Below are 22,782 nucleotides of genomic sequence, written 5' to 3'. Positions count from 1 at the left end.
CGCGGAGGCTGCTCGCCTCCGCGCCGTCCCGTGCGATCAAAGCGAACTGATGCGCTTCAGAATGTCCCGGTAGCCACGCAGTTCGACCCGCAGCCGTTCGGTGTCGTCGCCCTCACCGGTCAGGGCGTCCTTCTGCGATTTGAGCGCGCTCGTCACCTTGTCGATCGCCTCGTCGACCAGGGCGCCGGCCTGCTGGGTGGCTTCCTTGGGGTTGTCGACGAAGTTGAGCGCGATGTCGCGCAGCCGGTCGTTGAACGAGTCACCGTCGGTGAACAGCCGGTCGCCGACCGGGGAGGCGCTCGGGTCGGGCTTGGCCGCGGTGGCCGTCTCGGCCGCACCGACCGGCACCGCGGCAGCCGCCGCGGCATCGCCTGTGCTCCCAGAGGCGGTGCTCCCGGAGGCGGCGTTCCCGGAGGCGGTGTTTTCGGAGGCGGGGTTCTCGGAGGCGGCCTCGGCGCCACCGGTCTCCGCCGCCGGGCTCGTGGTCCCGACCGGCGCGGTAGCCACGACCGGAGCCGCTTCGTCGAAGTCGCGCCGATCGTCGGCCGAGTCCGAGGAGGCGCCGTCAACCGTGGCCACCGATCCGTCCGGCCCATAGGTGGTCGTCGTGCCGCCGCCCTGCTCGGCACCGGGCACGCTGATCCGATCGGCGTCCGAGACGTCCGAGACGTCCGAGCGGTCCGAGGCGTCCGAGACGTCCGACCGATCCGAGAGGTCCGAGGCGTCGGAGTGGTCCGACAAGCCCGATACGTCAGTGCGGTCCGAGACGTCCGAGCGGTCCGAGGCGTCCGAGACGTCCGACTGATCCGAGAGGTCCGAGGGGTCGGAGCGGTCGGACAGATCCGATACGTCGGAGCGGTCCGAGACGTCCGAGCGATCTGAGACGTTGGACCGGTCCGAGGCGTCGGCAACGTCCGGCGCGCCGGAAACCCCGGACGAGGCGTCCGAGACCTCCGAAGCCCGATCCTGCCCGGCCACGTCCGAGCCGGACCGGTCGGAGTCGGCCAGGTCGGAGTCGGCGCGGTGCGAACCCGCGTGGTCGTCCAGTGGAAGGTCGAGGGGGTCGTCGTGGTGGGGCGACTCGTCGTCGCGTACGAGATCGTCGCCGTCATGGCGCTCCTCGCTGTCGTCCCGTCGCAGCGACTCGTCGCGCAGATCCGGATTCCCGTCACGCGCTTCCTCGCGGTCGTCGTGCGCCTGCGGCTCGACCGCGTCCGCCTCCGCCGTGTCCGAACCGGGCGCATCGCTCCACGGCGACCCGCTTCGCTGCTGCGGCACCGGCGTCGGTGCTCCCGCCGTCTCGGCGCGATCACGCTCGTTCTCGTTGTCGGCGACCTCCCGGTCGTCGTTCTCTTTGGCTTCGTTGGAGAAGAAACGCATGATCGCGGCTCCTAGCGGCTGGTGTCCGAGGCGGTCGTGGTCGTGTCGTCGGCGGCCTTGCGAGGAGCCGGCGCCGACGTCTTCGGAGTGTCCTCAGTAGTAGCAGCATCGGACCGCTCGGCGGCAGTGTCCGCACCGCTCACCGGCAGGTCGGACGAATCGGAAACCTTGACCGGCTCCGACTGGCCGGCGACCGGCGCCGAGTCGGGAGCCTGCACCGGGTCGGTGCCCAGAAGGTCGGCGAAGAGCGCCCGATAGTGCACCAGCGCCTGGCGCAGATCTTCGGTGCTCGCCTCGCCGGCACGGTTGCGCTCACTGATCTCGTGCGCGTCGCGGTAGTTCCCGAGCGTACGGGCGTGCTCGACCGAAAGGTCGGCCAGCCGGTCCTCGTAGTCGCGGGTGGGGTAACCGCGCTCGGTGATCAAGCGGGTGACCAGGTCGTCGGCCGTGCCGACGGCCTCGGCCGGGTCGTCGACGAACTTGAGCTGCACCTCTTCCCAGTCCGCCGAGTACTTCGCCTGCGACTCCGGCGACAGCGGCTTGAGCTCCAGCTCGGCGTGCCGCCGCTCGCGTTCGCGCAGCTCCTTCTCGGCTTCCGTCCGGTTGCCGGAGTCGGCCACCGCCCGGTCGTATTCGGGTCCGAAGGTGCTCTGCAGTTTCTTGCGCCGACCCGCTTGCACGCCGTAGACGATCGCGGCGATGACCACCAGGACGACGATGATCAGGACGATGATGGCTATGGGGGACATCGGCCTCCTCCTTCTTCGCCCCCGATATGCCCACTCACCGTGGGTCGCCAATCACGCCCGGCGAAAAGGGGTGGTTGGTCCATTGTTGTGTCGCAACAACGACGATGCAGATAGTGATCAGTCAACCGCAAACTCCCTGAACAATTAGGACACTATCTACAAATTGCCTCATCACCGAGGTAGCTGCAATTGAAGGTTTTACGTATCCTCGCGGAGGCGTACGAGGCCGGCCCTCAGCAAACCGCCGATGCGCCGCAAGCTGCCAACCCTCGGGCGGAGCCTGATGAGAACCCGCAACTGGTCGATCCGTTCGAAGATCATCGCGTTGATCACCGTGCCGCTGGTGGCGTTCCTCGCGCTCTGGATCTTCGCGACCACCCTGACCGCCGGACCGGCGTTCAACCTGCTGCACGCTCGCACACTTGTCGACGAGGTCGGCACCCCGGGCATCGAGCTGGTCGGCCAGCTGCAGCGTGAACGGCTGTTCTCGGTCGAATACCTGTCGGGCTCCGGCGCCGTGCCGAAGGCGCTCACCGATCAGCGCGCGGCCACCGACCGGGTCGCCGCCCAGTTCCGCCGGACGGCCGGCAGCGACGCGGTGCAGAACGCGGCCAACGACGCGCTCCACAACCGCATCGCCGGCATCATCACCGAGCTCGACAGCCTGACCGGCAACCGCAGCCACATCGACCGCCGCGAGATCGACGCGATCGGCGCGCAAAACTTCTACAACAAGGTCATCGACGGGGCGTTCAAGATGTTCGCCGCCTGCGCCACCTTCAATGACCAGTCGATCGACCGCGAGCTCAAGGCGCTGACCACGGTCGGCAACGGCGAGGAATACCTCGGGCGGGTCGACTCGCTGGTGGCCGGCGCGACCGCGGCCGGCTCGCTCAACGCCGACATGCGCGACGAGCTGCTGCAGGACGTCGGCACCGCGCGCTACCTGCTCGATCAGGGCATCGACGACATGACCGCGAGCGAGCGGGCCGAATGGGTCGAGCTCAGCGCGGGCGACGGCTACATCCGGCTCGACAAGATGCTCGACCAGCTGGTGCAGGACAGCAAGGTGGACGCTCCGCCGCCGGTCGCCAGCTCGGTCTACCGCCCGACCTACGTCGCGGTCGGTCAGCAGGTCCGCGAGTTCGAGGACCGCGCGACCGACTCGCTGGCCAAGCGCGCGACCCCGCTGGCCGTGAGCGTGCTGGTGCGGCTCGCCCTGGCCGCGGTCCTCGGCCTGCTCGCCCTGGTGATCTCGCTCATCGTCTCGGTCAAGATCGGACGCTCGATCGTCGGGCGGCTGGGCCGGCTGCGCGCCGAGGCCCAGGAGATGGCCGACGAGCGTCTGCCCTCGGTGGTGCGGAGGCTTCAGCGCGGCGAGGCGGTCGACGTCGCGGTCGAGGCGCCACCCTTGGCGTACGGCCTGGACGAGATCGGCCAGCTCGGCAACGCGTTCAACGACGTGCAGCGTACGGCTGTGCAGTCGGCGGTCGACGAGTCCACCGTCCGCCGCGGCGTCAACGAGGTGTTCCTCAACATCGCCCGGCGCAGCCAGACGCTGCTGCACCGCCAACTGGCACTTCTCGACAAGATGGAGCGCCGCGAGAACGAACCGCAGGAACTGGAAGACCTCTACCGGGTCGACCACCTCGCCACCCGCATGCGCCGCCACGCCGAAGACCTGGTCATCCTGGCCGGCGCCGCACCCGGGCGAGGCTGGCGCAACCCGGTCCCGGTGATCGACGTCGTCCGGGGCGCGATCAGCGAGGTCGAGGACTACAAGCGCGTCGACATCCGCACGATCGAACAGTCGGCGGTCCTCGGCCGCGCGGTCGGCGACGTCATCCACCTGCTCGCCGAGCTGCTGGAGAACGCGGCGTCGTTCTCGCCGCCGCACACCCGCGTCCAGGTAGGCGGCCAGGTGCTGCCCAACGGCTACGCGATCGAGATCGAGGACCGCGGCCTCGGCATGAGCCCCGAGGCGATCGAGGAGGCCAATCGCCGCCTGCTCGAACCGCCCGACTTCGACCCCTCGGACAGCGCCCGTCTCGGCCTCTTCGTGGTCGCGCAACTCGCCGGTCGGCACGGCATCCGGGTTTCCTTGCGCCCTTCGGCGTACGCCGGTGTGACCGCGATCGTTCTCATCCCCGCCGACCTGATCGTGGTCGGCCCGGGACCAATCGCGAAACCGCTCGAGCGTCCGCTGGTCGGCTCGGGCACCGAAGACCGCCCTTCGCTGGCCGCCCTGCAGGGCCCGGGCCAGGTCTCGGTCGCCGGCCGCCCGGTCACGATCAACGGCACGGCAGCCCGTCAGCTCGCCGAAACCGGCTGGGAACCACGGCCGGCCGCGCCGAGCCTGACCGGCCCCGCCCCGGCCACTCCGGCCCCGACCACCCCACCCGGCGAACTCAACGCCGACGGCCTGGTACAGCGCCGCCGCAACCGCCGCCCCACAACCCCGAAGCCGGCCTCCACCCCACCCACCACCCGCGACCGAAGCGGCCCGACCAGCTTCGCCCCGGACGGCCTGGCCGGAGCCGATTCGCCCGGCCGGGACAGCCTGGCCGGCTTGGCGGGGACCGAATCGACCGGCTTGGCCCGCCCGGCCGGCTTCGCCGGTACCGATCCGACCGGCCCGGGTGGAACGGATCGGGAAGGGCCGAGCGGCCTGGCCGGGCTTACCGGCGGCGATTTCACCAACCTGGCCGGCCCGCGCATCCCGGCGCCCCGCTCGCCGGAATCGCCTGTGACGCCGACCTCCTCCTCGCCCCTGTTCCCCCAGGCCGGGCAGCCTGGGCCGGTCGCTTCCGGCCCGCCGGCCCCGACCTCGGCCGCGCCGATGTTCGCGGCGCCGACCTCCGGTCCGCCGTCGCCCGTAGCCAATCGGCCGGGCACCGATCTGCCGGACACGGATCGGCTGGGCACGGATTTGCCGGGCACGGATCAGCCAGGCACGGATCGGCCAGGCACCGACCGGCCGGGCATCCACCGACCGACCGGCACCGGCACCCCCGCCGACGACTCGGCGACCGGTTCCGCCGAGCCCGGCGACCGCAAGCCGGGCGAGGGCTCGGCGTCGGCCAGCGGCCTGCCGAGCGGCCTCGGCTGGCCGGGCGGCTTCGGCTCGCCCGCCGGCCTCGACCTGCCCGGCCTGGACGCTCCGACGATCAGCCTGCCCGCCGTCGGACGCCCGCCCTCGGAGCCGACCGGCAGCCCCACCTCCCCGCCCGACCGAAACGGCAGCAGCTCCGACACGCCCGACACCAGCACGCCCAGCGCCGAGAACAGCAGTGGCTCAGGCCTGATCGGCCGAGGCGCAGGCCGCGGGAACGGCACCGGGAACGGCTCCGGGAACGGGAACGGCGGCGGGATTGCGGCCGGGGAGCCGGGCCCGTCCACCGAGGACGGGCTGCCCCGCCGGGTGCGGCAGGCCAACCTGGCGCCCCAACTTCGTCATCGCCCGCCGACCCCACTGCCCGACGAGGAGACCGTCCCGCTGCGGCCGCCGGAGCAGATCCGCGCCATCATGAGCGCCCTGCAGCAGGGCACCCAGCGTGGCCGCCGCGACGCGGCCCGGATCGAGCCGTCGCCGGCCGATCCCACATCCCGGGAGGCTGATTCCACGCCGGAGTCGTCCGACCTGGAGAAAACGGGCAACGGGGCACTGTCCGGGGGCGCCTCGTTCGCCGATGCGGCTACCGTCAGTTTCCCGGCGATCGTGAACCTTGCGGCCGCCGCGGGCGAGGCGAAAGACGAAACCGGTGGTGACGGCGCGGTGGGCGACCGCGCGACCGGGACCGAGCAGACCGATGTGACCAGGCCGGAGAAGGACGCATAGTGACAACGACAAAGCAGAGCGCGAACCTCACCTGGCTCCTCGACGATCTAGTGGAGCGAGTGCCGACGGCCCAGCAGGCGGTGGTCCTGTCGGCGGACGGGCTCATGATGGGCGCCTCGTCGGGCATCGGCCGGGACGATGCGGAGCACCTGTCGGCGATGGCGGCCGGGTTCCAGAGTCTGGCCAAGGGCGCGAGCCGGCACTTCCAGGCCGGCCCGGTGCGTCAGACCGTGGTCGAGATGGAGTCGGCGTTCCTGTTCGTGACCGCCGCCGGCCAGGGCGCGTGCCTGGCCGTGCTCGCCGCCAGCGAGGCCGACCTCGGCCTGATCGCCTACGAGATGGCGATGTTGGTCACCCGGGTGGGGCAGAACATGACCGCTCCCGAACGTCCCGCGGCGGCGTCCTCCGATGCCGGCTGACGCTCCGGGCGACCTGCACTGGCTCGACCACGACGCCGGGCCGGTCGTCCGGCCTTACGCGATGACCCAGGGCCGGGTCGCCCCCCAAGGTGGCGAGTTCGACCTGGTTGCGTTCGTGGTCGCGGTCGTGCCCGACGGTGTCTCGATGCCCGGGCTGCAGCCCGAGCACCACGCGATCGTGGCGGCCGCCTGGGAGCCGATCTCGGTCGTCGAACTGGCCTCCACTCTCGATCTGTCGATCGGTGTCGTCCGGGTTCTGCTCGGTGATCTACGCTCGGCAGGCCTCATCTCGCTGTACGAACCCCCGGCGGCCGCGCAGCCGCACGACGTCGACGTACTCAAGGCGGTTGTCAATGGACTCCGTGCGCTCTGACCGCAACGGCGGGTTGTCGCGCATCCCCACGGCGCTCAAGATCCTGATCGCCGGTGGCTTCGGTGCCGGCAAGACCACCATGGTCGGGTCGGTGAGCGAGATCCGGCCGTTGCAGACCGAGGAGATTCTCACCGGTGTCGACGGCGCCGACGATCTCTCGGGCGTGGAGGGCAAGACCACCACGACGGTGACGATGGACTTCGGTCGCATCACGATCACCGACGACTTGCAGCTCTACCTGTTCGGCACGCCGGGGCAGGATCGCTTCTGGTTCCTCTGGGACGAGTTGTCCGAGGGTGCGCTGGGGGCCGTGGTCCTGGCCGACACCCGCCGGCTGGCCGACTGCTTCCCGTCGATCGACTATTTCGAGCAGCGCGGCACTCCGTTCGTGGTGGCCGTCAACTGTTTCGATCCCGATCAGCGGTTCGCGACCGACGCGGTGGCCCGCGCCCTCGACCTCGACCCCGGTGTTCCGGTGGTGCTGTTCGACGCCCGCGAGCCGATGGGCGCCCGCAACGTGCTGATCGAGCTGGTCGAGTACGTGGCGCGCCGCCAGCTGGCGGCGGCCGGGTCGCGCTAGGCGAAAGGGCGGCGGCCGGGTCGCGCTAGGCGAAAGGGCGGCGGCCGGGTCGCGCTAGCGGAAGCTGGGGGCGGCGGCGATGCACACCACCCGCGGCTCGATCCGCGCCATCTGCCGGGCCGTGACCAGGCCCCGTGCGACCAGTTCGTCGGCGGTCCGGAACGGCCCCCGCTGATGCCGGTCGTGCACGATCCGGTACGCCAGTTCGGGGCCGACTCCGGGTAGCGCCGTCAGCTCGGACGCCGCGGCGTGGTTGATGTCGACGAGCCCGCCGTCGGAGAAGCTGCGCAGCTGCGCGGGGCGTCCGATGCCGATCTGCCGGGCGCGCGCCGGGTCGAACGCGGCCAGTTGGCGGGCCGATTCGCGGCGCGCCCATTCGCCGCGGCCCGCGCCGAGGTGCACTGCGACCAGCGCCCCGTGCGCGGCCGAGATCAGCGGCGGGATCAGGAATATCGGGAAGCCCACGTTTTCCGCCGTGGTGAAGACGTCGCTGTCGACCGGGCTCGGGTCGACCACGAACGCGAGGGAGAAGCCGACCAGCAGCAGCACCGCGTAGATCGCGGCCACGAAGTATTGCCGCCGGTCGTGGTGCTTGGTGGCCGCGTAGACGAAGTAGAACCAGGTGCCGAAGCCGAACGACACCAGCGGTGCCAGGATCGCCAGGAACAGTTCGCCGAGCGGCAGCCGATGGCGTTCCTTCTGCACCGAGGTGAGCATCGACAGGAACGGGTCGCCCGGCGGGATGGCGGCGTAGGGCACCGCGTACGGCTGCGGGGTGGTCATCGGGATGCTGACGCTGAGGCTGGGGGCCGGTGAGTCGGGGACCGGGATGGGTTCGGCGGAGCCGGCCCAGGGGTCGACGGGCTCGGTGTAGAACGGCTCGCCCCGCAAGATCTTGCGGTGCGCCTCCTGCATGCGTTCGCCCGGTTCGGCGCCGAATTCCTCGAGGAAGTAGGCCCGCGCGTCGCGGAAGGCGGCCAGCGCCTCGGCTTGCCGCCCGGCCTGGTGCAGCGCGATCATGAGTTGGGCCCGCAGTCCTTCGCGCAGCGGGAATTCCTCGACCAGCCGGGAGAGGTCGGGGAGGACCGCGGTGTGGTGTCCGAGCGAGACCTCGATCTCGGACCACTTTTCCCACGCGTTCGCCCGGGCCTCGGTGAGCCGGTTGCGGGCGGCCTCGAAGACCGGACTGGTGAGCCCGGCCAGCGCGTCGCCGCGCCACAGGGCCAGTGCACCGCGCAGCGCGGCCGCCGCCTCGGCCGGTCGGCCGGCCCGCCGGTGGGTGTCGCCGAGGGCGAGCGCGGCCTGGAATTCCTCGGCGTCGACGCTCGCCTCGTCGGTGCGGAGCACGTAGCCGCTGCCGGTCAGCGCGAGGAGTTCGCCCGGGGTGCGCGGCGCCCGGTCGGGGTCGAGCACCCGGCGGAGTCCGGCCACATATTTCTGGACGACGTTGGCGCCGTTCTCGGGCGGGTCGTCGCCCCACACCGCGTCGACGATCTGGTGGGTGGGCACCGGTCGGCCTGGTTGCAGCAGCAGTACGGCCAGCACGGCCCGCTGCTTGGCCGGACCGAGGTCGACGACGTTGGCCTCGCGGAGTGCGCGCACCTCGCCCAAAATCTCGAAGCGCACTGCCGACCCCCTCTTGACCAGCGCAGACATAGAACGGCAGCAGTACGGCAGCCGGCAGCAGCATAGCGGCAGCGGTCCGGCAGTCGTGTCCCGCAGGCTGACCGCCGTCACTTCGACCACCTCGCAGAAGGACCTGTTGCCATGACTGCTCGCATTGCCGGCCTCGGCGCTCTCGTACTCATCTCCATCGCGGGCTGCAGCGCGGCCACGAACGACGCGCCGGCCAAGGAGACGGCCAAGGAGACACCCAGGACTCCGGCCGAGGTTCTCCTGGCCTCGGTCCCGGACGAGAAGTCCGGCCCCTACCACTTCACCGTCAGCAACATCGACGGGAAACTGGCCGGCGTCGTCGACGCACCCCGGAAGGCCATGTCGATCGGCATCACCCAGAAGGAGGACGGCGTACCGGTCACGCTCGACATGAAGTTCCTGATTCTCGACTCGAAGTCCTGGGTGAAGATCAAGTTCTCGCCGTCGAACACCCCCGGGCTGCCCAGGATCCCGGCCAAGTGGCAGCTGATCGACCCCAGCAAGATCAAGGACAAGGACAACAGCCCGCTGGCGTACGGCGAGGACCAGAGTGACCCCGGCTACGCCCACGAGGTGATCGCCAGCGCGGGCAAGGTCGAGCAGACGTCGGCCGGGCACTACAGCGGCGTCACCGACCTGGGCCAGACCGGCGTCGAGGACATCGTCGACAACGCCGCGCTCAAGGCGATGGGTGGCAAGGCCAAGACGGTCCCGTTCACCGCGACCACCGACGCCAAGGGTCGGCTGACGAGGCTCGACCTCAAGGTTCCGGCGGCCGGCAAGGTCAAGGCGCACACGTACTCGGCGGTCTACGGCGACTACGACAGCACCACCACGCCGGCCGCTCCGGCCGCCGGCGAGCAGCAGAAGGCGGTTTCCGCCGTCTACGACATGTTGAACAGCTGAGCGAGCCGGGGGAGCGGCGGTCGTGCGGGTCAGACGGGGGTCCGCACGGCCGTTGCTCGCTCTGCGGCCGGCTGGTTCTCGGCCTCGAGGACCAGGACTGGGTCGTACTGCCCTGGATGCTCGCGGCCGGGGTCACCGACGACGAGGTCCTGCCCGGTGCCTGCCACGTCCGGTGTCTGCACGATCTCGGCGTGGCCCGGCTCTGGGCCGAGGCGGTCGAGGAGTACTACTGCTTCCGGTGGCCGCAATGGCGCACCGGCCGCAGCGCCGGCGTGCGGTGGCGGCTGCACGGCAGCCACCACGCACGGCGCTTCTATCTCTGGCGGGCCGACGGGCGGCTCAGCTCTTTCTCGTACGCCGCCCTGGCCGCCGGAGCCGGCACTCCGGAGCTGACCTCCGAGATCGCCGAGGTGGGCACCGGCTACGCCGACGTCCTGCTGCGGGCGATGGGCACCACCGAGAGCGGCGTTCCGGTGCCGCTCCGGGAGGTCGTCGCCGCGCTCGGCCTGGCCGACCGCTATCCGGCCGCCGAGGGTGTGGTGGCCCGCCGGCTCAGCGGCCGCCGCCCGGACGTGGCCGACGTGATCGTCGCGCGCTACCGGGTGGCCCTCGACGCGCCGTGCCGGGAAGCGGCCCGCGCTCTGATCCGCGGCGCGGTGTGATGGGATCTCAGCATGGGCGCGAACGCTGAGTACGTCTTCGTCGGCAGCTACACCGGTGACAAGGGCGGTGACGGTGAGGGCATTTCGCTGCTGCGGCGCGATCCGGCCTCCGGTGTCCTGACCCGGCTCGGCCTGGGGGCGCGCACGCCGTCCCCGTCGTTCCTGGCCCAGCACCCGCGTCTGCCGGTGCTCTACGCGGTCAACGAACTGGCCGACGGCGGCACGGTCAGCGCGTTCACGGTCGGCGACGACCACGCGCTGACCCCGCTCGCGGTGCAGCCGACCGGCGGCGACGACCCGGCTCACCTGGCCGTTTCTCCGGACGGCCGGCACCTGTTGGTGGCCAACTACACGAGCGGCTCGGTCGCCGTACACCCGCTGGCGCCGGATGGCACTCCGGGTGAGCGGACCGACCTGCTCGACCTGGTCGGCAGCGGCCCGGAGCCGGACCGGCAGGCTGGTCCGCACGCCCACATGGTCCGTGCCGACCGGGGGGAGTGGCTGGTGGCGGACCTCGGGTCCGACCGGGTGTGGCGGTGTCGTCTGGACCCGTTCGCCGGGCGGCTGACCATGCTGCCGCCGGCTGTGGTGGCCAAGCCCGGCACCGGCCCGCGCCACCTGCGCCACTCGGCCGACGGCGCGTTGTTGCTGGTCGGGGAGCTGTCGGCGACCCTCGGGTGGTACCGGCCGGGCCCGGGCGGCTCGCTGGTGCTGGAGGGCGAGGTGGCGGCTTCGGGCGAGGAGGGCGTCAACTACCCGTCCGAGATCATTTGCGGTCGCGCCGGCCGGTTCGTCTACGTCGCCAACCGGGGACCCGACACGGTGTCCGTTTTCAACTGGGACGGCGACCAGGCCACGCTGGTGGCCGAGGTGCCGACCGGCGGGAAGTGGCCGCGGCACATGACGCTGCTCGGCGATCACCTCTACGTAGCCAATCAACTGTCACAGAGCGTGAGCAGCTTTCGGGTCGATCGGGAGACCGGAGTGCCGGTGGCGCTGGGCGAGCCGAGCGCCGAGCCGACCCCGACGTGTCTTCTGCGCTGGACACCGATGGTTGCCGGGTGAACCAGATCATGCGTGAGACCCGGCAATTCCCGACAAGCCGGATGGGAGCCGCGAAAGCGGACGGATTCCCGCACTGATCGAAATGGGACCATCACTGTTCGTGGTGGGGGCGGGTAAGACGTGCCAATCCGAGTAACTTTCCGCCGAACGTATATGGCATTCGGGTTCGGTCATGCGCAGTATGGAGCGCGTGTCAGGTCGCCATCGTCGGAATTTCCACATAAGGGGAGCGGGCGTCGTCGGTGCAGCAATGGCGATCGTCGTCGTTCTCACCGGGTCGTACTACGGCTATCAGCAGCTGTCCGACCACAAATGCGCCGGTTCCATCCAGCTGAACGTCGCCGCCGCCACGGAGATCGCTCCAGCCGTCAGCTCAGCCGCACAACGCTGGGTCAAGGACGGAGCGAATGTCAACGGAACGTGTGTGGCCGTCAACGTCCAAGCGATGCTCCCCGCGACGGTCGCGTCCGCGGTGGCCCGCGAGCACAAGGTCACGCTGACCGGTCTTCCCGCCGCGCCGGCCACCGTCACGGTGCCCGACGTCTGGGTCGCCGACTCGTCGACGTGGCTGCTGCGCCTCAAGTCGGAGGCGCCCGGCTTCACGCCCACCGATCTCAAGCCACTGGCGCAGAGCCCGATCATCGTCGGCATGCCCGAGCCGGTCGCGCAGACCATCGGCTGGCCCGACAAGAAACTGGGGTGGAAGGACCTGCTCGGTCTGCTCACCACCAACACCCAGATCCGCACCGGCACCACCGACCCGATCCGTGACGCCACCGGCCTGTCCGGTCTGCTCGCGCTCGGCCAGGCGGCCGGCGCCGGCGACAAGGCCCAGGCGGTCAAGGTCGGTGCGCTGCGGGCGCTCGCCCAGGGCAGCTCCAACCTCAAGCCGGACCTGCTGCAGAAGTTCCCGCAGTCCACCGACCCCAACGACATCGCGACCAGCCTGAGCGCGGCGCCGCTGTCCGAGGCCGACGTGGTGTCGTACAACGCGCAGAAGCCGCCGGTGCCGCTCGTCGCGCTCTACATGGAGCCGAGCCCGCCGCCGCTTGACTACCCGTACGCGGTGATGCCCGAGATCGACATCACCAAGTCGCGCGCGGCCGAGGCGCTGCGGGCCCAGCTGCAGACCAGCTCGTTCAAGGACGCGCTGGCCACGGCCGGTCTGCGGGCAGCCGACGGCTCGGTCGGTACGGGGTTCGCCAAGCCGATCGGGGCTCCGGTGGCCTCGCCGGCGGTCTCCGCCTCGGCCAACTCGTCCGGTTCGGCGGCCGCCGGTCTCGACGCCAGCACGCTCAGCCAGGCCCTCGGCTCCTGGGCCGCGATCACGCTGCCCGGCCGGGTGCTCGCCGTCTTCGACGTCTCCGGTTCGATGGCCGAGCCGGTGCCGACCGCGGGCGGTCTGACGCGGGCAAAGGTGACCCAGGGCGCCGCGACGCAGGGCCTCGCCCTGTTCGACGACAAGTGGGCCGTGGGCACCTGGCTGTTCTCGACCGACATGGACGGCAAGAAGCCGTACAAGGAGATCGTGCCGATCAGTCCGCTGGCGAGCCGGCGCACCGATCTGCAGAACGCGATCACCAAGATCGTGCCGAAGCCGGACGGCGACACGGGCCTCTACGACACGGTGCTCGCCGCCTACAAGAACGTGGAAAACACCTGGCAGCGCGGCAAGATCAACTCGGTGCTGCTGTTCACGGACGGTGTGAACGAGAACCCCGAGGGCATCAACCAGGCCACGCTGATCTCCCAGTTGAAGAAGCTGAACGACCCCAAGCGGCCGGTCCGCCTGGTGATCATCGGCATCGGCACCGGGGTCGACCGCAACGAACTTCAGGCGATCACGAGCGCGACGCCGGCCGGCGGCGTGTTCATCGCGGAGGACCCGGCCAAGATCGGTCAGATCTTCCTGCAGGCGATCGCCAACCGCACCGGCGCACAGGGCTGACGTCCGGACCGGGGTCGTCTGCAGGTCAGACGGCCCCGGTCCAGTCCAGGCAGACCGCCACCGCATCGTCATCGATCTCGCCCGAGCCGAGGAAGCTGCGCAGGTCGCCCAGGAGCGAACGCACCGCTTGCAGCGGCGCCATCACCTGGGTACGCCGTACGAAGCGCATCAGCGCCGCATCCCCGTACCGGCCCGCGGCCGCCGCCGCGTCGGCCACCCCGTCGCTGACGATCACCAGCCGATCGGCCGGCCGCAGCGGAAACGTCTGCGCCACGTAGTCCGAACCCTCGAACATGCCGAGCGGGAACTGCGCCTCCAGCGCCAGATCGTCGACCGTGCCGTCGCGCAGCAGCAGCATTCGGGGTGATCCGGCGTCGATCACGGTCAGCTCGCCGTCGGCCAGATTGACCTCCAGCATCAGCGCCGACACGTGCCGCGCGCCCCGGTATTCGGCGAACAGCGCCTGGTCGGCCAGCGCCGTCTGGTCGGCGAGCGGGATCCCGGCCCGCCGGGCGTTGCGCAGCGCGTACGTGGCCAGCGCGGTCAGCATCGACGCCGACACGCCCTCGCCCATGCCGTTGAGCACCGACAGATAGAGCCGGTCCTCGTGCTCGGCCCAGTCGAAGCTGTCCCCGTGCACGGAGTAGGACGGCTCCAGCTGCCCGGCCAGGCTGTACGTCGGCCGGCTGCGGCTGCGCCCGGGCAGCAGTTCCCACTGCATCTCGGCGGCCAGTGTGAGCCGCCGGGTGCGGGCGGCGATCCGGTAGCGGTCGCTGCCGGCCGCGGCCGCCTGCAACTCGTGCGCGAGCAGCGTCGCCACCTCGGCCAGTTCGCCCCGCACATCGATGTCGTGCGGCGCGGGGGAGCAGCACAACACCCCGATCCGCTCGCCTCGCGCGGTCACCGGCAGATAGAGATCGGTGCCGTCGATCACCTCGGACTGGTGGTCGAAGCAGTGCCACGGCGGCTCCCCGGCACCCGTCACGGGCTCGCCGCCGGAGACCGGCAGCAGGGCGGCCAGACGGTAGTCCACGAGCAGCACCTCGGTGCCGGTGAGGGCGTACTCCTTGGCCAGCGTCTCGCCCAGCCGCTCGGGCAGCGCGTCGGCTGCCGAGCCGGTCAGGATCCGCCGGACCGTGATAAGCCGCTCGATCACCGGCCAACCTCCTCGAAGACGCCCCGCCGTACCGGTAGTGTCTGCTGCACCATGGCTGTTCACCATGGGCCGGATGGGCCGGACCCGATGCATGCCGCGGCGATCGATGACGCCGCGCAAACCCTGCTGGTCGCGTTCGACATCGCGCGGGAGCAGGTCACTCCCCGGCTCTCCTGGCCCCAGCTCAACGCATTGCTGGCCGTCGAGCGGACCGAAGGCATAAATCTCGGTGGGCTGGCCGCCGAGCTCAAGATGCTGCTCTCCTCGGCCAGCCGGCTCTGCGACCGGCTGGTCGCCTCCGGCCTGGTCGAACGGGTGCCGGGTCGGGCCGACCGCCGCGAGATCGCGCTTTTCCTGACGCCGTCATCGCGCACCCTCCTGGGCGAGCTCCGGGCGATCCGCCGACGCGCGCTCACCGACGTGCTGGAGCGCATGTCGGCGTCCGGCCGGGCCGCCCTGTTGCGCGGCCTGTCCGAGTTCGCCGCCGCGTCCGGCGACGCGAGGGAGTCCTCGGCCAAGTCTGCCTGATCAAACCGCGCGGCTCAGCCAGGCCGCCGGGTTTTCCCGCACCTCTCGCACCACGGTGTCGGCCGCACCCCGGATGGCCGCGTCCGCACCGAGCACCGCCGGCCGCAACTCCACCGGCGACAACCCCGCGGTCAGCACCCGCCGCCGCAGCTCGGCCTCGATCCCGTCCCGTAACTGGTCGAACACGGGTGCATAAGCGCCACCGAGGACGACTACCCCGATATCGAGAAGATTCACGACCGCCGACAGCGCAATGCCGAGCGCCGACGCCGCCAGTTCCGGATCGTCCGCCACCTGCGACTGCCCCGCGTACTGCTCGAGGCATCCGTTGGCACCGCACCGGCAGGGCCGGCCGTCCGGATAGACCGTGACGTGCCCGATCTCGCCGCTCCACCCGCGTCCACCGCGGTACAGCACTCCGTCGAGCACGATCCCCGCGCCGATGCCGATCTCGCCGGACACGTACAGGAACGTCGGCGCCGACCCGCCCGCCCGCAATTCGCCGAGCGCCGCCAGGTTGGCCTCGTTGTCGACCGAGATCGACAGCCCGGCCAGTCCGGGCGCGCCCGCGAGGAGGGCGGGCACGTCGACGTCCTGCCATCCCAGGTTGGGCGCGACCCGCACGATGCCGCCGGGGGTGACCAGGCCGGGCACCGCCAGCGCCGCTCCGGCCAGGGTCAGCCCGTCGGCCGAGGCCGCCGCCGCGACTTCGCCGGCCAGCGACGCCAGATCGCTCAGCGCGACGGGCGGAGAGGTGGGGCGCACCGCCCGGTGGCGCACCGTGCCGGCCAGGTCGACCACGCAGGCGGCCAGGTAGTCGACGTTGATCTCCAGGCCGAGACCGGCCGGTCCGTCGGGGGAGAGGGCCAGCCCGGCTGCGGGCCGGCCTGCTCCGGTACGCGGAAGCGGGTCCCTCTCGACCAGCAACCCGCCCGCGATCAGGTCGTCGACCAGCGCGGAAACGGTGGCCCGGGTGAGCCCGGTGAGCGTGGCGATGGCCGCGCGGGACGGCTGATCTGCCCGGTTTGCCACGGTCTGCAGCACCAGCGCGAGATTATGGGCCCGCACGCTCGACTGTCGGACGGGGCCGTTGGATGCAGTCATCATTCGGCCCGTCACGCCCTTGACAATGCCACACCGCCCTCAAATAATTCAACCAATAAACAAATCCGATCTGTTACGTGGAGGTAACCGTGCCGGTCCAACCCACGCGCGATGACAAGTTCTCCTTCGGCATGTGGACCGTCGGATGGCGGGCACAGGACCCGTTCGGCGACGCGACCCGTCCCGCCCTCGACCCGATCGAGTCGGTGCACAAGCTGTCCGAGATCGGTGCCTACGGCATCACGTTCCACGACGACGACCTGGTGCCGTTCGGCGCCGACGCGCACACCCGCGACGGCATCATCGCCAACTTCAAGAAGGCGCTCGACGAGACCGGCATGATCGTGCCGATGGTGACCACCAACCTGTTCACCCACCCGGTGTTCAAGGACGGCGGCCTCACCAGCAACGACCGCAACGTGCGGCGTTACGCGATCCGCAAGGTCATGCGCCAGATGGACCTCGGCGCCGAGCTGGGCGCCAAGACCCTGGTGCTCTGGGGCGGGCGCGAGGGCTCCGAGTACGACGTGGCCAAGGACATCCAGGCCGCTCTCGACCGCTACGCCGAGGCGCTGAACCTGCTCGCGCAGTACTCCGAGGACAAGAACTACGGCCTGCGCTTCGCGATCGAGCCCAAGCCCAACGAGCCCCGCGGCGACATCCTGCTGCCGACCGCCGGGCACGCCATCGCGTTCGTCAACGACCTCGAACGGCCGGAGCTGTTCGGCATCAACCCCGAGGTCGGCCACGAACAGATGTCCAACCTCAACTTCGCGCACGGCATCGCCCAGGCGCTCTGGCACGGCAAGCTGTTCCACATCGACCTCAACGGGCAGCACGGCCCCAAGTTCGACCAGGACCTGGTCTTCGGCCACGGCGACCTGCTCAACGCGTTCGCGCTGGTCGACCTGCTCGAGCACGGCAACCCCGAGGGTGGCCAGGCCTACGAGGGCCCGCGGCACTTCGACTACAAGCCGTCGCGCACCGAGGACATGGACGGCGTCTGGGAGTCGGCCAAGGCCAACATCCGGATGTACCTGCTGCTCAAGGAGCGGGCACAGGCGTTCCGCGCCGACCCGGCCGTGCAGGAGGCCCTGGCCGCCAGCAAGGTCGCCGAGCTGCGCAAGCCGACCCTCAACGAGGGCGAGACCTACACCGATCTGCTCAACGACCGGTCGGCGTTCGAGGACTTCGATGCTGACGCGGCGGGCCGCCCCGGCTACGGTTTCGTGAAGCTGCACCAGCTCGCCATCGACCACGTCTTGAGGGCCAACTGACAATGACTCTTGTCGCCGGGATCGACAGCTCCACTCAGTCCTGCAAGGTGGTCATCCGTGACGCGGAGACCGGCAAACTGGTCCGCCAGGGGCGGGCAAGCCATCCGGACGGCACCGAGGTGCATCCGGACGCCTGGTGGGCCGCGCTGCAGTCGGCCATCGAGGAGGCGGGCGGTCTCGACGACGTCGCGGCCGTCTCGGTCGCCGGGCAGCAGCACGGCATGGTGGTGCTCGACGAGAACGGCGAGGTGGTCCGTCCGGCGCTGCTGTGGAACGACACCCGCAGCGCCGGCGCGGCCGCCGACCTGACCGCCGAACTCGGGGGTCCCGACAAGTGGGTGGACGCGGTCGGCATCGTCCCGGTCGCCAGCTTCACCCTCACCAAGCTGCGCTGGCTCGCCCGCACCGAGCCGGAAAACGCGGCCCGCGTCGCCGCGGTCTGCCTGCCGCACGACTGGCTGACCTGGAAACTCTCCGGGTCCACCAGCATCGACGACATCAAGACCGACCGCAGCGACGCCAGCGGCACCATGTACTGGTCGGCGGCCACCAACCAATATCGCCCCGACCTGCTCGAACTCGGCTTCGGTCGCCTGATCAGGACGCCCGCGGTGCTCGGCCCGACCGGCATCGCGGGTCATCTGAGCAACGGCACCCCGCTCGGCCCGGGCGCCGGCGACAACGCGGCGGCCGCCCTCGGCACCGGCGCGCTCCCCGGCGACGTGATCGTCTCGATCGGCACCTCGGGCACCGTCTTCGTCTCCTCCGACGTGGCGCCCAACGATCCGAGCGGGGCCGTCGCCGGCTTCGCCGACACGACCGGCCGCTTCCTGCCGATCGTGGTCACGCTCAACGCGGCCCGGGTGCTCGACGCCGCGGCCAAGCTGCTGAGCGTCGACCACGACGAGCTGTCCCGGCTCGCGCTCTCCGCCCCGGCCGGCGCCGACGGCCTGGTCCTGGTGCCCTACCTTCAGGGCGAGCGCACCCCCAACCGGCCCGACGCGACCGGCGCGATCCACGGACTCACGCTGAAGACCTCCGACCCCGCGCACCTGGCCCGGGCCGCGGTCGAGGGCATGCTGTGCGCCCTCGCCGACGGCCTCGACGCCCTGGTCACGCACGGTGCCCAGGCCAACCGCATCGTGCTGGTCGGCGGTGGCGCCCGCAGCGAAGCGGTCCGTCGCATCGCGCCGGCGCTGTTCGGCAAGCCGGTCCTGGTGCCGCCGCCGGGTGAATACGTCGCCGACGGCGCCGCCCGGCAGGCCGCGTGGGTCACCCTGGGCGGCGACGCCGCGCCGACCTGGTCGGCCGAGGCCCCCGAGACGTACGAGGACACGCCCGTCCCGCTGATCCGCGAGCAGTACGCCGCGGCCCAGAACGCGGTGATCGACCGGGTCCGCTGATCAACCGACTACCCTCTCCTGCGTGAACAGAGGCGGCACCGCCCATCGCGTCTACAGCGTCGCGGTCTTCGTGATCCTCGCCTCGCTGGACAATGTCGCGATCGGACTGGTGCCGCCCCTCTACGGGAGCATCGGCGACACGTTCGGGGTCGGCGAGGGCCACATCGCCCTGGCGACCACGGTGATGTTCCTGATCAGCGCGGTGGCCGCGATCGCCTGGGCGTACGCCGGGGACCGCACCGACCGCAAACCGGTCCTGATCATCGGCACGGCGATCTGGGTGGCCGGCACCGCCTGGTCCGGTCTGTCCGGTGGCTACCCCTCGTTCCTGGCGTCCCAGGTGGTGGCCGCGTTCGGGCTCGGTGCGGTCGCCTCGGTCAGCTTCGCCGTGGTCAGCGACCTGATCTCGCCCCGGCGCCGCGGCCTCGTGATGAGCTTCTGGGGGCTTTCGCAGGGCGTCGGCACGCTGGCCGGCACCCTGGTCGGCGGCCTGCTCGGGCACGCCGACTGGCGCCGGCCGTTCCTGGTCACCGCGGCGGCCGGGGTCGTGGCCACGCTGGCCTACGTCTTCACCTACAACGTGCCCCGCGGCGAGAGCCAGCCCGAACTGGCCGGGGTCGACTACGACGAGCGCATCCGTCCCCGCGACCTGCCGGTGATCTTCAACCGGCGCACCAACATCTGGCTGATCCTGCAGGGCGGCACCGCGCAGATCGCGTTCGGCTCGCTGGTCTGGCTGCCGGTGCTGTTCCGCTCGCGGGCCGAGCACCAGGGCTACTCCTCGGGCACCGCGGTGCTGGTCGGCAGCGTCTTCGCGACCCTGTTCCAGCTGGGCGGGGCGCTGAGCATCGTGGGCGGGCTGGTCGGTGACCGTCTGCAACGGCGTACGCCCCGAGGCCGCGCCCTGGTCGCGGCCGTCGGCGTCCTCGCCGCCGTGCCCTTCTACGTGGTTCTGTTCTTCGTGCCGATGAAGATCGAGGTGCCCGACGGCGGCAGCTCCGGACAGGTGATCAAGGCGGTGCTCGGTGACGTCTTCACCGAGCCGACGGTCGGGTTCTGCCTGGCCACCGCGGTCTTCGCGTTGATGCTGACCTCGGCCAACTCGCCGAACTGGTTCGCCCTGCTGGCCGACGTCAACCCGCCCGAGCACCGCGGCACCGTCTACAGCCTCGGCAACCTGGTCAACGGCTTCGGCCGGGCGGGCGGGAACGCGGTGGTCGCGGTGGTGTTCCGCGGCCTGTCCGGTGCGTTCCCGCCGCCCCTCAACTACGCGGTCGGCCTGGCCGGCTTCCAGTTCTTCTTCGTGCCGACCGGCATCATGTACTGGCTGGCCAGCAAGACCGTCGCCAAAGACATGGCCGGCACCCACGCGGCCCTGCTGGCGACCGCCTCAGACCTGCGCCCAGACCGTGACGTCCGCCGGGACCTGCCCGTCGACGAGCGGCTCACTGCTGAGCAGGACCCGCACCCCGGCCGGTAGAGACACCGGCGCCGACCCGAAATTGGTCAGCACCAGCACGTCGGAGACCCGGAAGGCGAGCACCTCCTCCGACGACTCCGCCCAGGTCAGCGTCGAAGTGCCGAGTCCGTGCGAGCGCCGCAGGTCCAGCGCCGCGCGGTACAGCTCCCACGTCGACCCCGGCACGTCCCGCTGCCGGTCCAGGGCATATTCGGCCCAGGAGGCCGGCTGCGGCAGCCAGCTGGCATCGGACGGCCCGAACCCGTACGACGGCGCGTCGGCCTCCCAGGGGATCGGCACCCGGCAGCCGTCGCGTCCGCGCTCGGTGTGCCCGGAGCGCTCCCAGGTCGGGTCCTGCCGATGGTCGTCGGGCAGCGTGGTGTGCTCGGGCAGCCCCAGCTCCTCACCCTGATAGAGGTAGGCCGAGCCGGGCAGGGCCAGCATCTGCAGGCTGGCCGCCCGGGCCCGGCGCAGGCCGAGGCCGATGTCGGGCTGCGGGTCGCCGGCGCCGATGCCGAGCATCCGGCCCTCGACCGGTGGATAGCCGAAGCGTGTCGCGTGCCGCACCACGTCGTGGTTGGACAGCACCCATGTGGTGGGCGCGCCGACCGCCGAGGTGGCGGCCAGCGAGGAGTCGATCACCTCGCGTCTCAGCGCCGCCTGCCACGACGCGACCAGGAACGGGAAGTTGAACGCCTGGTGCATCTCGTCCGGCCGTACGTACCGGGCCAGTCGCTCCTCGGGCGTCACCCACGCCTCGGCGACCAGGATGCGCGGGCCGGGGTACTCGTCGAGCACTGCGCGCCACTCCCGGTAGATGTCGTGCACGCCTTCCTGGTCCCACATCGGCGGCCGGGCGGCGTCCGGGTCGGGATCCTTGAGGATCTCGGTCGGCCCGGTCCACTCGGCCAGGCTGGACTCCTTGACCAGGCCGTGCGCCACGTCGACCCGGAAGCCGTCGACGCCCCGGTCGAGCCAGAACCGCAGGATGCCTACGAACTCCGCCCGCACTTCCGGATTGCCCCAGTCGAGGTCGGGCTGGGAGACGTCGAACAGGTGCAGGTACCACTGACCGTCGGCGACCTGCTCCCACGCACTGCCGCCGAAGACGCTCTGCCACGAGTTGGCCGGCTGGTCGCGGAAAATGTAGCGGGCCCGCTCCGGGCTGCCCGGCCCGGCCGCCAGCGCGGCGCGGAACCACTCGTGCTCGGTCGACGTGTGGTTGGGCACCAGGTCGATGATCACCTTGAGGTCGAGGTCGTGTGCCTCGGCGATCAGCTTGTCGGCCGCGCCGAGGTCGCCGAAGCGCGGGTCGACCGACCGGTAGTCGGCCACGTCGTAGCCGGCGTCGTGCTGCGGCGAGGGATAGAAGGGTGAGAGCCAGACCGCGTCGACGCCGAGGTCGCGCAGCTGAGGGAGGCGGGCGGTGATGCCTGGCAGGTCGCCCATGCCGTCGCCGTCGCTGTCCGCGAACGATCGTGGGTAGACCTGGTAGATGACGGCATCGCGCCACCAGTGTTCAGTGGGAGGCATACCTGCGACGTTAGTCGTGAAGGATCAGTCATCCAGGATGGCCGCGAATCTCTCCTCGGCCAGGTCGAGCTGGTCGAGGATGTGATCCTTCGCCTCGATCGACAGCGGGGTGTCGGGGCGTCCGACCAGCTCACGCAGCTTCGGCACGAGCGGGCGGTACTTCGTCGCGGCCGAGGTCGCCTTGTCGAGTGTGGTGTGCACGACCCCCACGCCGTTGTCGGTGAAGTCGGACACCTTGATGACCCGGGCCCACGGGTCGCGTTCCAGGCTCTCGGCGACGTGGGCTCGGTACTGCTCGTGGCGGTCCCGGCCCGGGTCGTACTCCGGGTTGGTGACCGACCGGACCAGCTCGGCCACCCGCGGGTTGAACCGCCGCGAGAGCTCGGCCAGCGCGGCGTCGGTCAGCTCGGTGTGGGTGCCCCCGGCGAAGCCGGCCAGCTCCTCCGGGTGATCCTCGACCGCGTCGTGCAGCAGCGCCGCGGTCAGCACGTCGACGTCGTGCACCCCGTAGTAGCGGATGATCCGGATCGCGACCCGCAGCAGGTGGTTGAGGTAGGGCTCGCGCACCCGGCGATCACCGGCGTGCAGCCGGGCCGCCAGACCGAGGGCTTCGACCAGCGTCTCGTGCTCGGTGGCCGGAAACGGCTCCAGCTCCATCAGGAAGCGGTCGCGCAGCCCGTCCTCGCCGTAGACCTCAGTGATCGCGTGCAGCGGCATCGACAGCAGCATCCTGGGCGCCATGCCGA

General features: G+C 70.9%; 19 protein-coding genes. 12 read left to right on the top strand and 7 right to left on the bottom strand.

What is annotated here, in order from left to right:
- Positions 1-36: 36 nt before the first annotated feature.
- Together ACIA5C_RS18025 and ACIA5C_RS18020 are read right to left on the bottom strand one after the other, a co-directional pair.
- A complete protein-coding gene (locus ACIA5C_RS18025; RefSeq protein ID WP_396055864.1) occupies positions 37-1,380 on the bottom strand; it encodes a hypothetical protein in 1,344 nt (447 codons plus the stop codon).
- Positions 1,381-1,391: 11 nt separating this feature from the next.
- A complete protein-coding gene (locus ACIA5C_RS18020) occupies positions 1,392-2,129 on the bottom strand; it encodes a hypothetical protein (RefSeq protein ID WP_396055862.1) in 738 nt (245 codons plus the stop codon).
- A 283-nt stretch (positions 2,130-2,412) separates the two neighbouring features.
- Between ACIA5C_RS18020 and ACIA5C_RS18015 the strand changes: the two genes are divergently transcribed.
- From ACIA5C_RS18015 to ACIA5C_RS18000, 4 genes are read left to right on the top strand one after another with little or no spacing between them, the layout of a single operon-like run.
- Positions 2,413-5,967 (top strand): nitrate- and nitrite sensing domain-containing protein, encoded by a 3,555-nt coding sequence (locus ACIA5C_RS18015; RefSeq protein ID WP_396055860.1) that lies wholly within the window; start codon positions 2,413-2,415, stop codon positions 5,965-5,967.
- Positions 5,964-6,386 (top strand): roadblock/LC7 domain-containing protein, encoded by a 423-nt coding sequence (locus ACIA5C_RS18010; RefSeq protein ID WP_396056650.1) that lies wholly within the window; start codon positions 5,964-5,966, stop codon positions 6,384-6,386. The genes ACIA5C_RS18015 and ACIA5C_RS18010 overlap by 4 nt, the downstream gene beginning before the upstream one ends.
- Complete coding sequence (locus ACIA5C_RS18005; RefSeq protein ID WP_396055858.1) at positions 6,376-6,759, top strand: DUF742 domain-containing protein; 384 nt, start codon at positions 6,376-6,378, stop codon at positions 6,757-6,759. Before ACIA5C_RS18010 ends, ACIA5C_RS18005 begins: the two co-directional genes overlap by 11 nt.
- Positions 6,740-7,339 (top strand): GTP-binding protein, encoded by a 600-nt coding sequence (locus tag ACIA5C_RS18000; protein WP_396055856.1) that lies wholly within the window; start codon positions 6,740-6,742, stop codon positions 7,337-7,339. Before ACIA5C_RS18005 ends, ACIA5C_RS18000 begins: the two co-directional genes overlap by 20 nt.
- Positions 7,340-7,393: 54 nt before the next feature.
- Here the strand turns inward: ACIA5C_RS18000 and ACIA5C_RS17995 are convergent, their stop codons facing one another.
- The gene (locus ACIA5C_RS17995) at positions 7,394-8,965 is read right to left on the bottom strand and encodes a BTAD domain-containing putative transcriptional regulator (protein WP_396055854.1); all 1,572 of its coding nucleotides are present in this window, start codon (positions 8,963-8,965) and stop codon (positions 7,394-7,396) included.
- Positions 8,966-9,106: 141 nt separating this feature from the next.
- On the opposite strand from ACIA5C_RS17995, the gene ACIA5C_RS17990 reads away from it, so the two are divergent.
- The 4 genes from ACIA5C_RS17990 (at position 9,107) to ACIA5C_RS17975 (ending at position 13,576) form a co-directional block, all read left to right on the top strand.
- Positions 9,107-9,901: a hypothetical protein gene (locus ACIA5C_RS17990; RefSeq protein WP_396055852.1), complete on the top strand. Its 795-nt coding sequence runs from the start codon at positions 9,107-9,109 to the stop codon at positions 9,899-9,901.
- Between the two features lie 116 nt (positions 9,902-10,017).
- A complete protein-coding gene (locus tag ACIA5C_RS17985; protein ID WP_396055850.1) occupies positions 10,018-10,563 on the top strand; it encodes a hypothetical protein in 546 nt (181 codons plus the stop codon).
- A 12-nt stretch (positions 10,564-10,575) separates the two neighbouring features.
- Positions 10,576-11,628 (top strand): lactonase family protein, encoded by a 1,053-nt coding sequence (locus ACIA5C_RS17980; protein WP_396055848.1) that lies wholly within the window; start codon positions 10,576-10,578, stop codon positions 11,626-11,628.
- 250 nt (positions 11,629-11,878) lie between these two features.
- Positions 11,879-13,576 (top strand): VWA domain-containing protein, encoded by a 1,698-nt coding sequence (locus ACIA5C_RS17975; RefSeq protein ID WP_396055846.1) that lies wholly within the window; start codon positions 11,879-11,881, stop codon positions 13,574-13,576.
- Between the two features lie 25 nt (positions 13,577-13,601).
- On the opposite strand, the gene ACIA5C_RS17970 is transcribed toward ACIA5C_RS17975, so the two are convergent.
- Positions 13,602-14,732: a PP2C family protein-serine/threonine phosphatase gene (locus ACIA5C_RS17970; protein WP_396055844.1), complete on the bottom strand. Its 1,131-nt coding sequence runs from the start codon at positions 14,730-14,732 to the stop codon at positions 13,602-13,604.
- A 51-nt stretch (positions 14,733-14,783) separates the two neighbouring features.
- Here ACIA5C_RS17970 and ACIA5C_RS17965 point away from each other — a divergent pair, with 51 nt between their 5' ends.
- Positions 14,784-15,260 carry a MarR family winged helix-turn-helix transcriptional regulator gene (locus ACIA5C_RS17965; RefSeq protein ID WP_396055842.1) on the top strand — a complete coding sequence of 159 codons (477 nt, stop codon included), beginning with the start codon at positions 14,784-14,786 and terminating at the stop codon, positions 15,258-15,260.
- On the opposite strand, the gene ACIA5C_RS17960 is transcribed toward ACIA5C_RS17965, so the two are convergent.
- A complete protein-coding gene (locus ACIA5C_RS17960) occupies positions 15,261-16,367 on the bottom strand; it encodes an ROK family protein (RefSeq protein ID WP_396055840.1) in 1,107 nt (368 codons plus the stop codon). It abuts the gene before it with no gap.
- 86 nt (positions 16,368-16,453) lie between these two features.
- Here ACIA5C_RS17960 and xylA point away from each other — a divergent pair, with 86 nt between their 5' ends.
- The 3 genes from xylA to ACIA5C_RS17945 are packed head-to-tail and all read left to right on the top strand — an operon-like array spanning position 16,454 to position 20,524.
- Complete coding sequence (xylA, locus tag ACIA5C_RS17955; protein ID WP_396055838.1) at positions 16,454-17,641, top strand: xylose isomerase; 1,188 nt, start codon at positions 16,454-16,456, stop codon at positions 17,639-17,641.
- Positions 17,642-17,643: 2 nt separating this feature from the next.
- Complete coding sequence (xylB, locus tag ACIA5C_RS17950) at positions 17,644-19,044, top strand: xylulokinase (protein WP_396055836.1); 1,401 nt, start codon at positions 17,644-17,646, stop codon at positions 19,042-19,044.
- Between the two features lie 22 nt (positions 19,045-19,066).
- Positions 19,067-20,524 carry an MFS transporter gene (locus ACIA5C_RS17945; RefSeq protein WP_396055834.1) on the top strand — a complete coding sequence of 486 codons (1,458 nt, stop codon included), beginning with the start codon at positions 19,067-19,069 and terminating at the stop codon, positions 20,522-20,524.
- Here the strand turns inward: ACIA5C_RS17945 and ACIA5C_RS17940 are convergent.
- A complete protein-coding gene (locus ACIA5C_RS17940; protein WP_396055832.1) occupies positions 20,435-22,036 on the bottom strand; it encodes a glycoside hydrolase family 13 protein in 1,602 nt (533 codons plus the stop codon). The two genes, ACIA5C_RS17945 and ACIA5C_RS17940, sit on opposite strands and share 90 nt — an antisense overlap.
- A 24-nt stretch (positions 22,037-22,060) precedes the next feature.
- A complete protein-coding gene (locus ACIA5C_RS17935; RefSeq protein ID WP_396055830.1) occupies positions 22,061-22,777 on the bottom strand; it encodes an HD domain-containing protein in 717 nt (238 codons plus the stop codon).
- Between the last annotated feature and the right edge of the window lie 5 nt (positions 22,778-22,782).

Origin of the sequence: Actinoplanes sp. NPDC051343 (genome assembly GCF_044455125.1) — a bacterium.
Lineage (GTDB): Bacteria > Actinomycetota > Actinomycetes > Mycobacteriales > Micromonosporaceae > Actinoplanes.
Note: the sequence above shows the minus strand (reverse complement) of the source record. Positions and strands in the feature narration are given on the sequence as shown.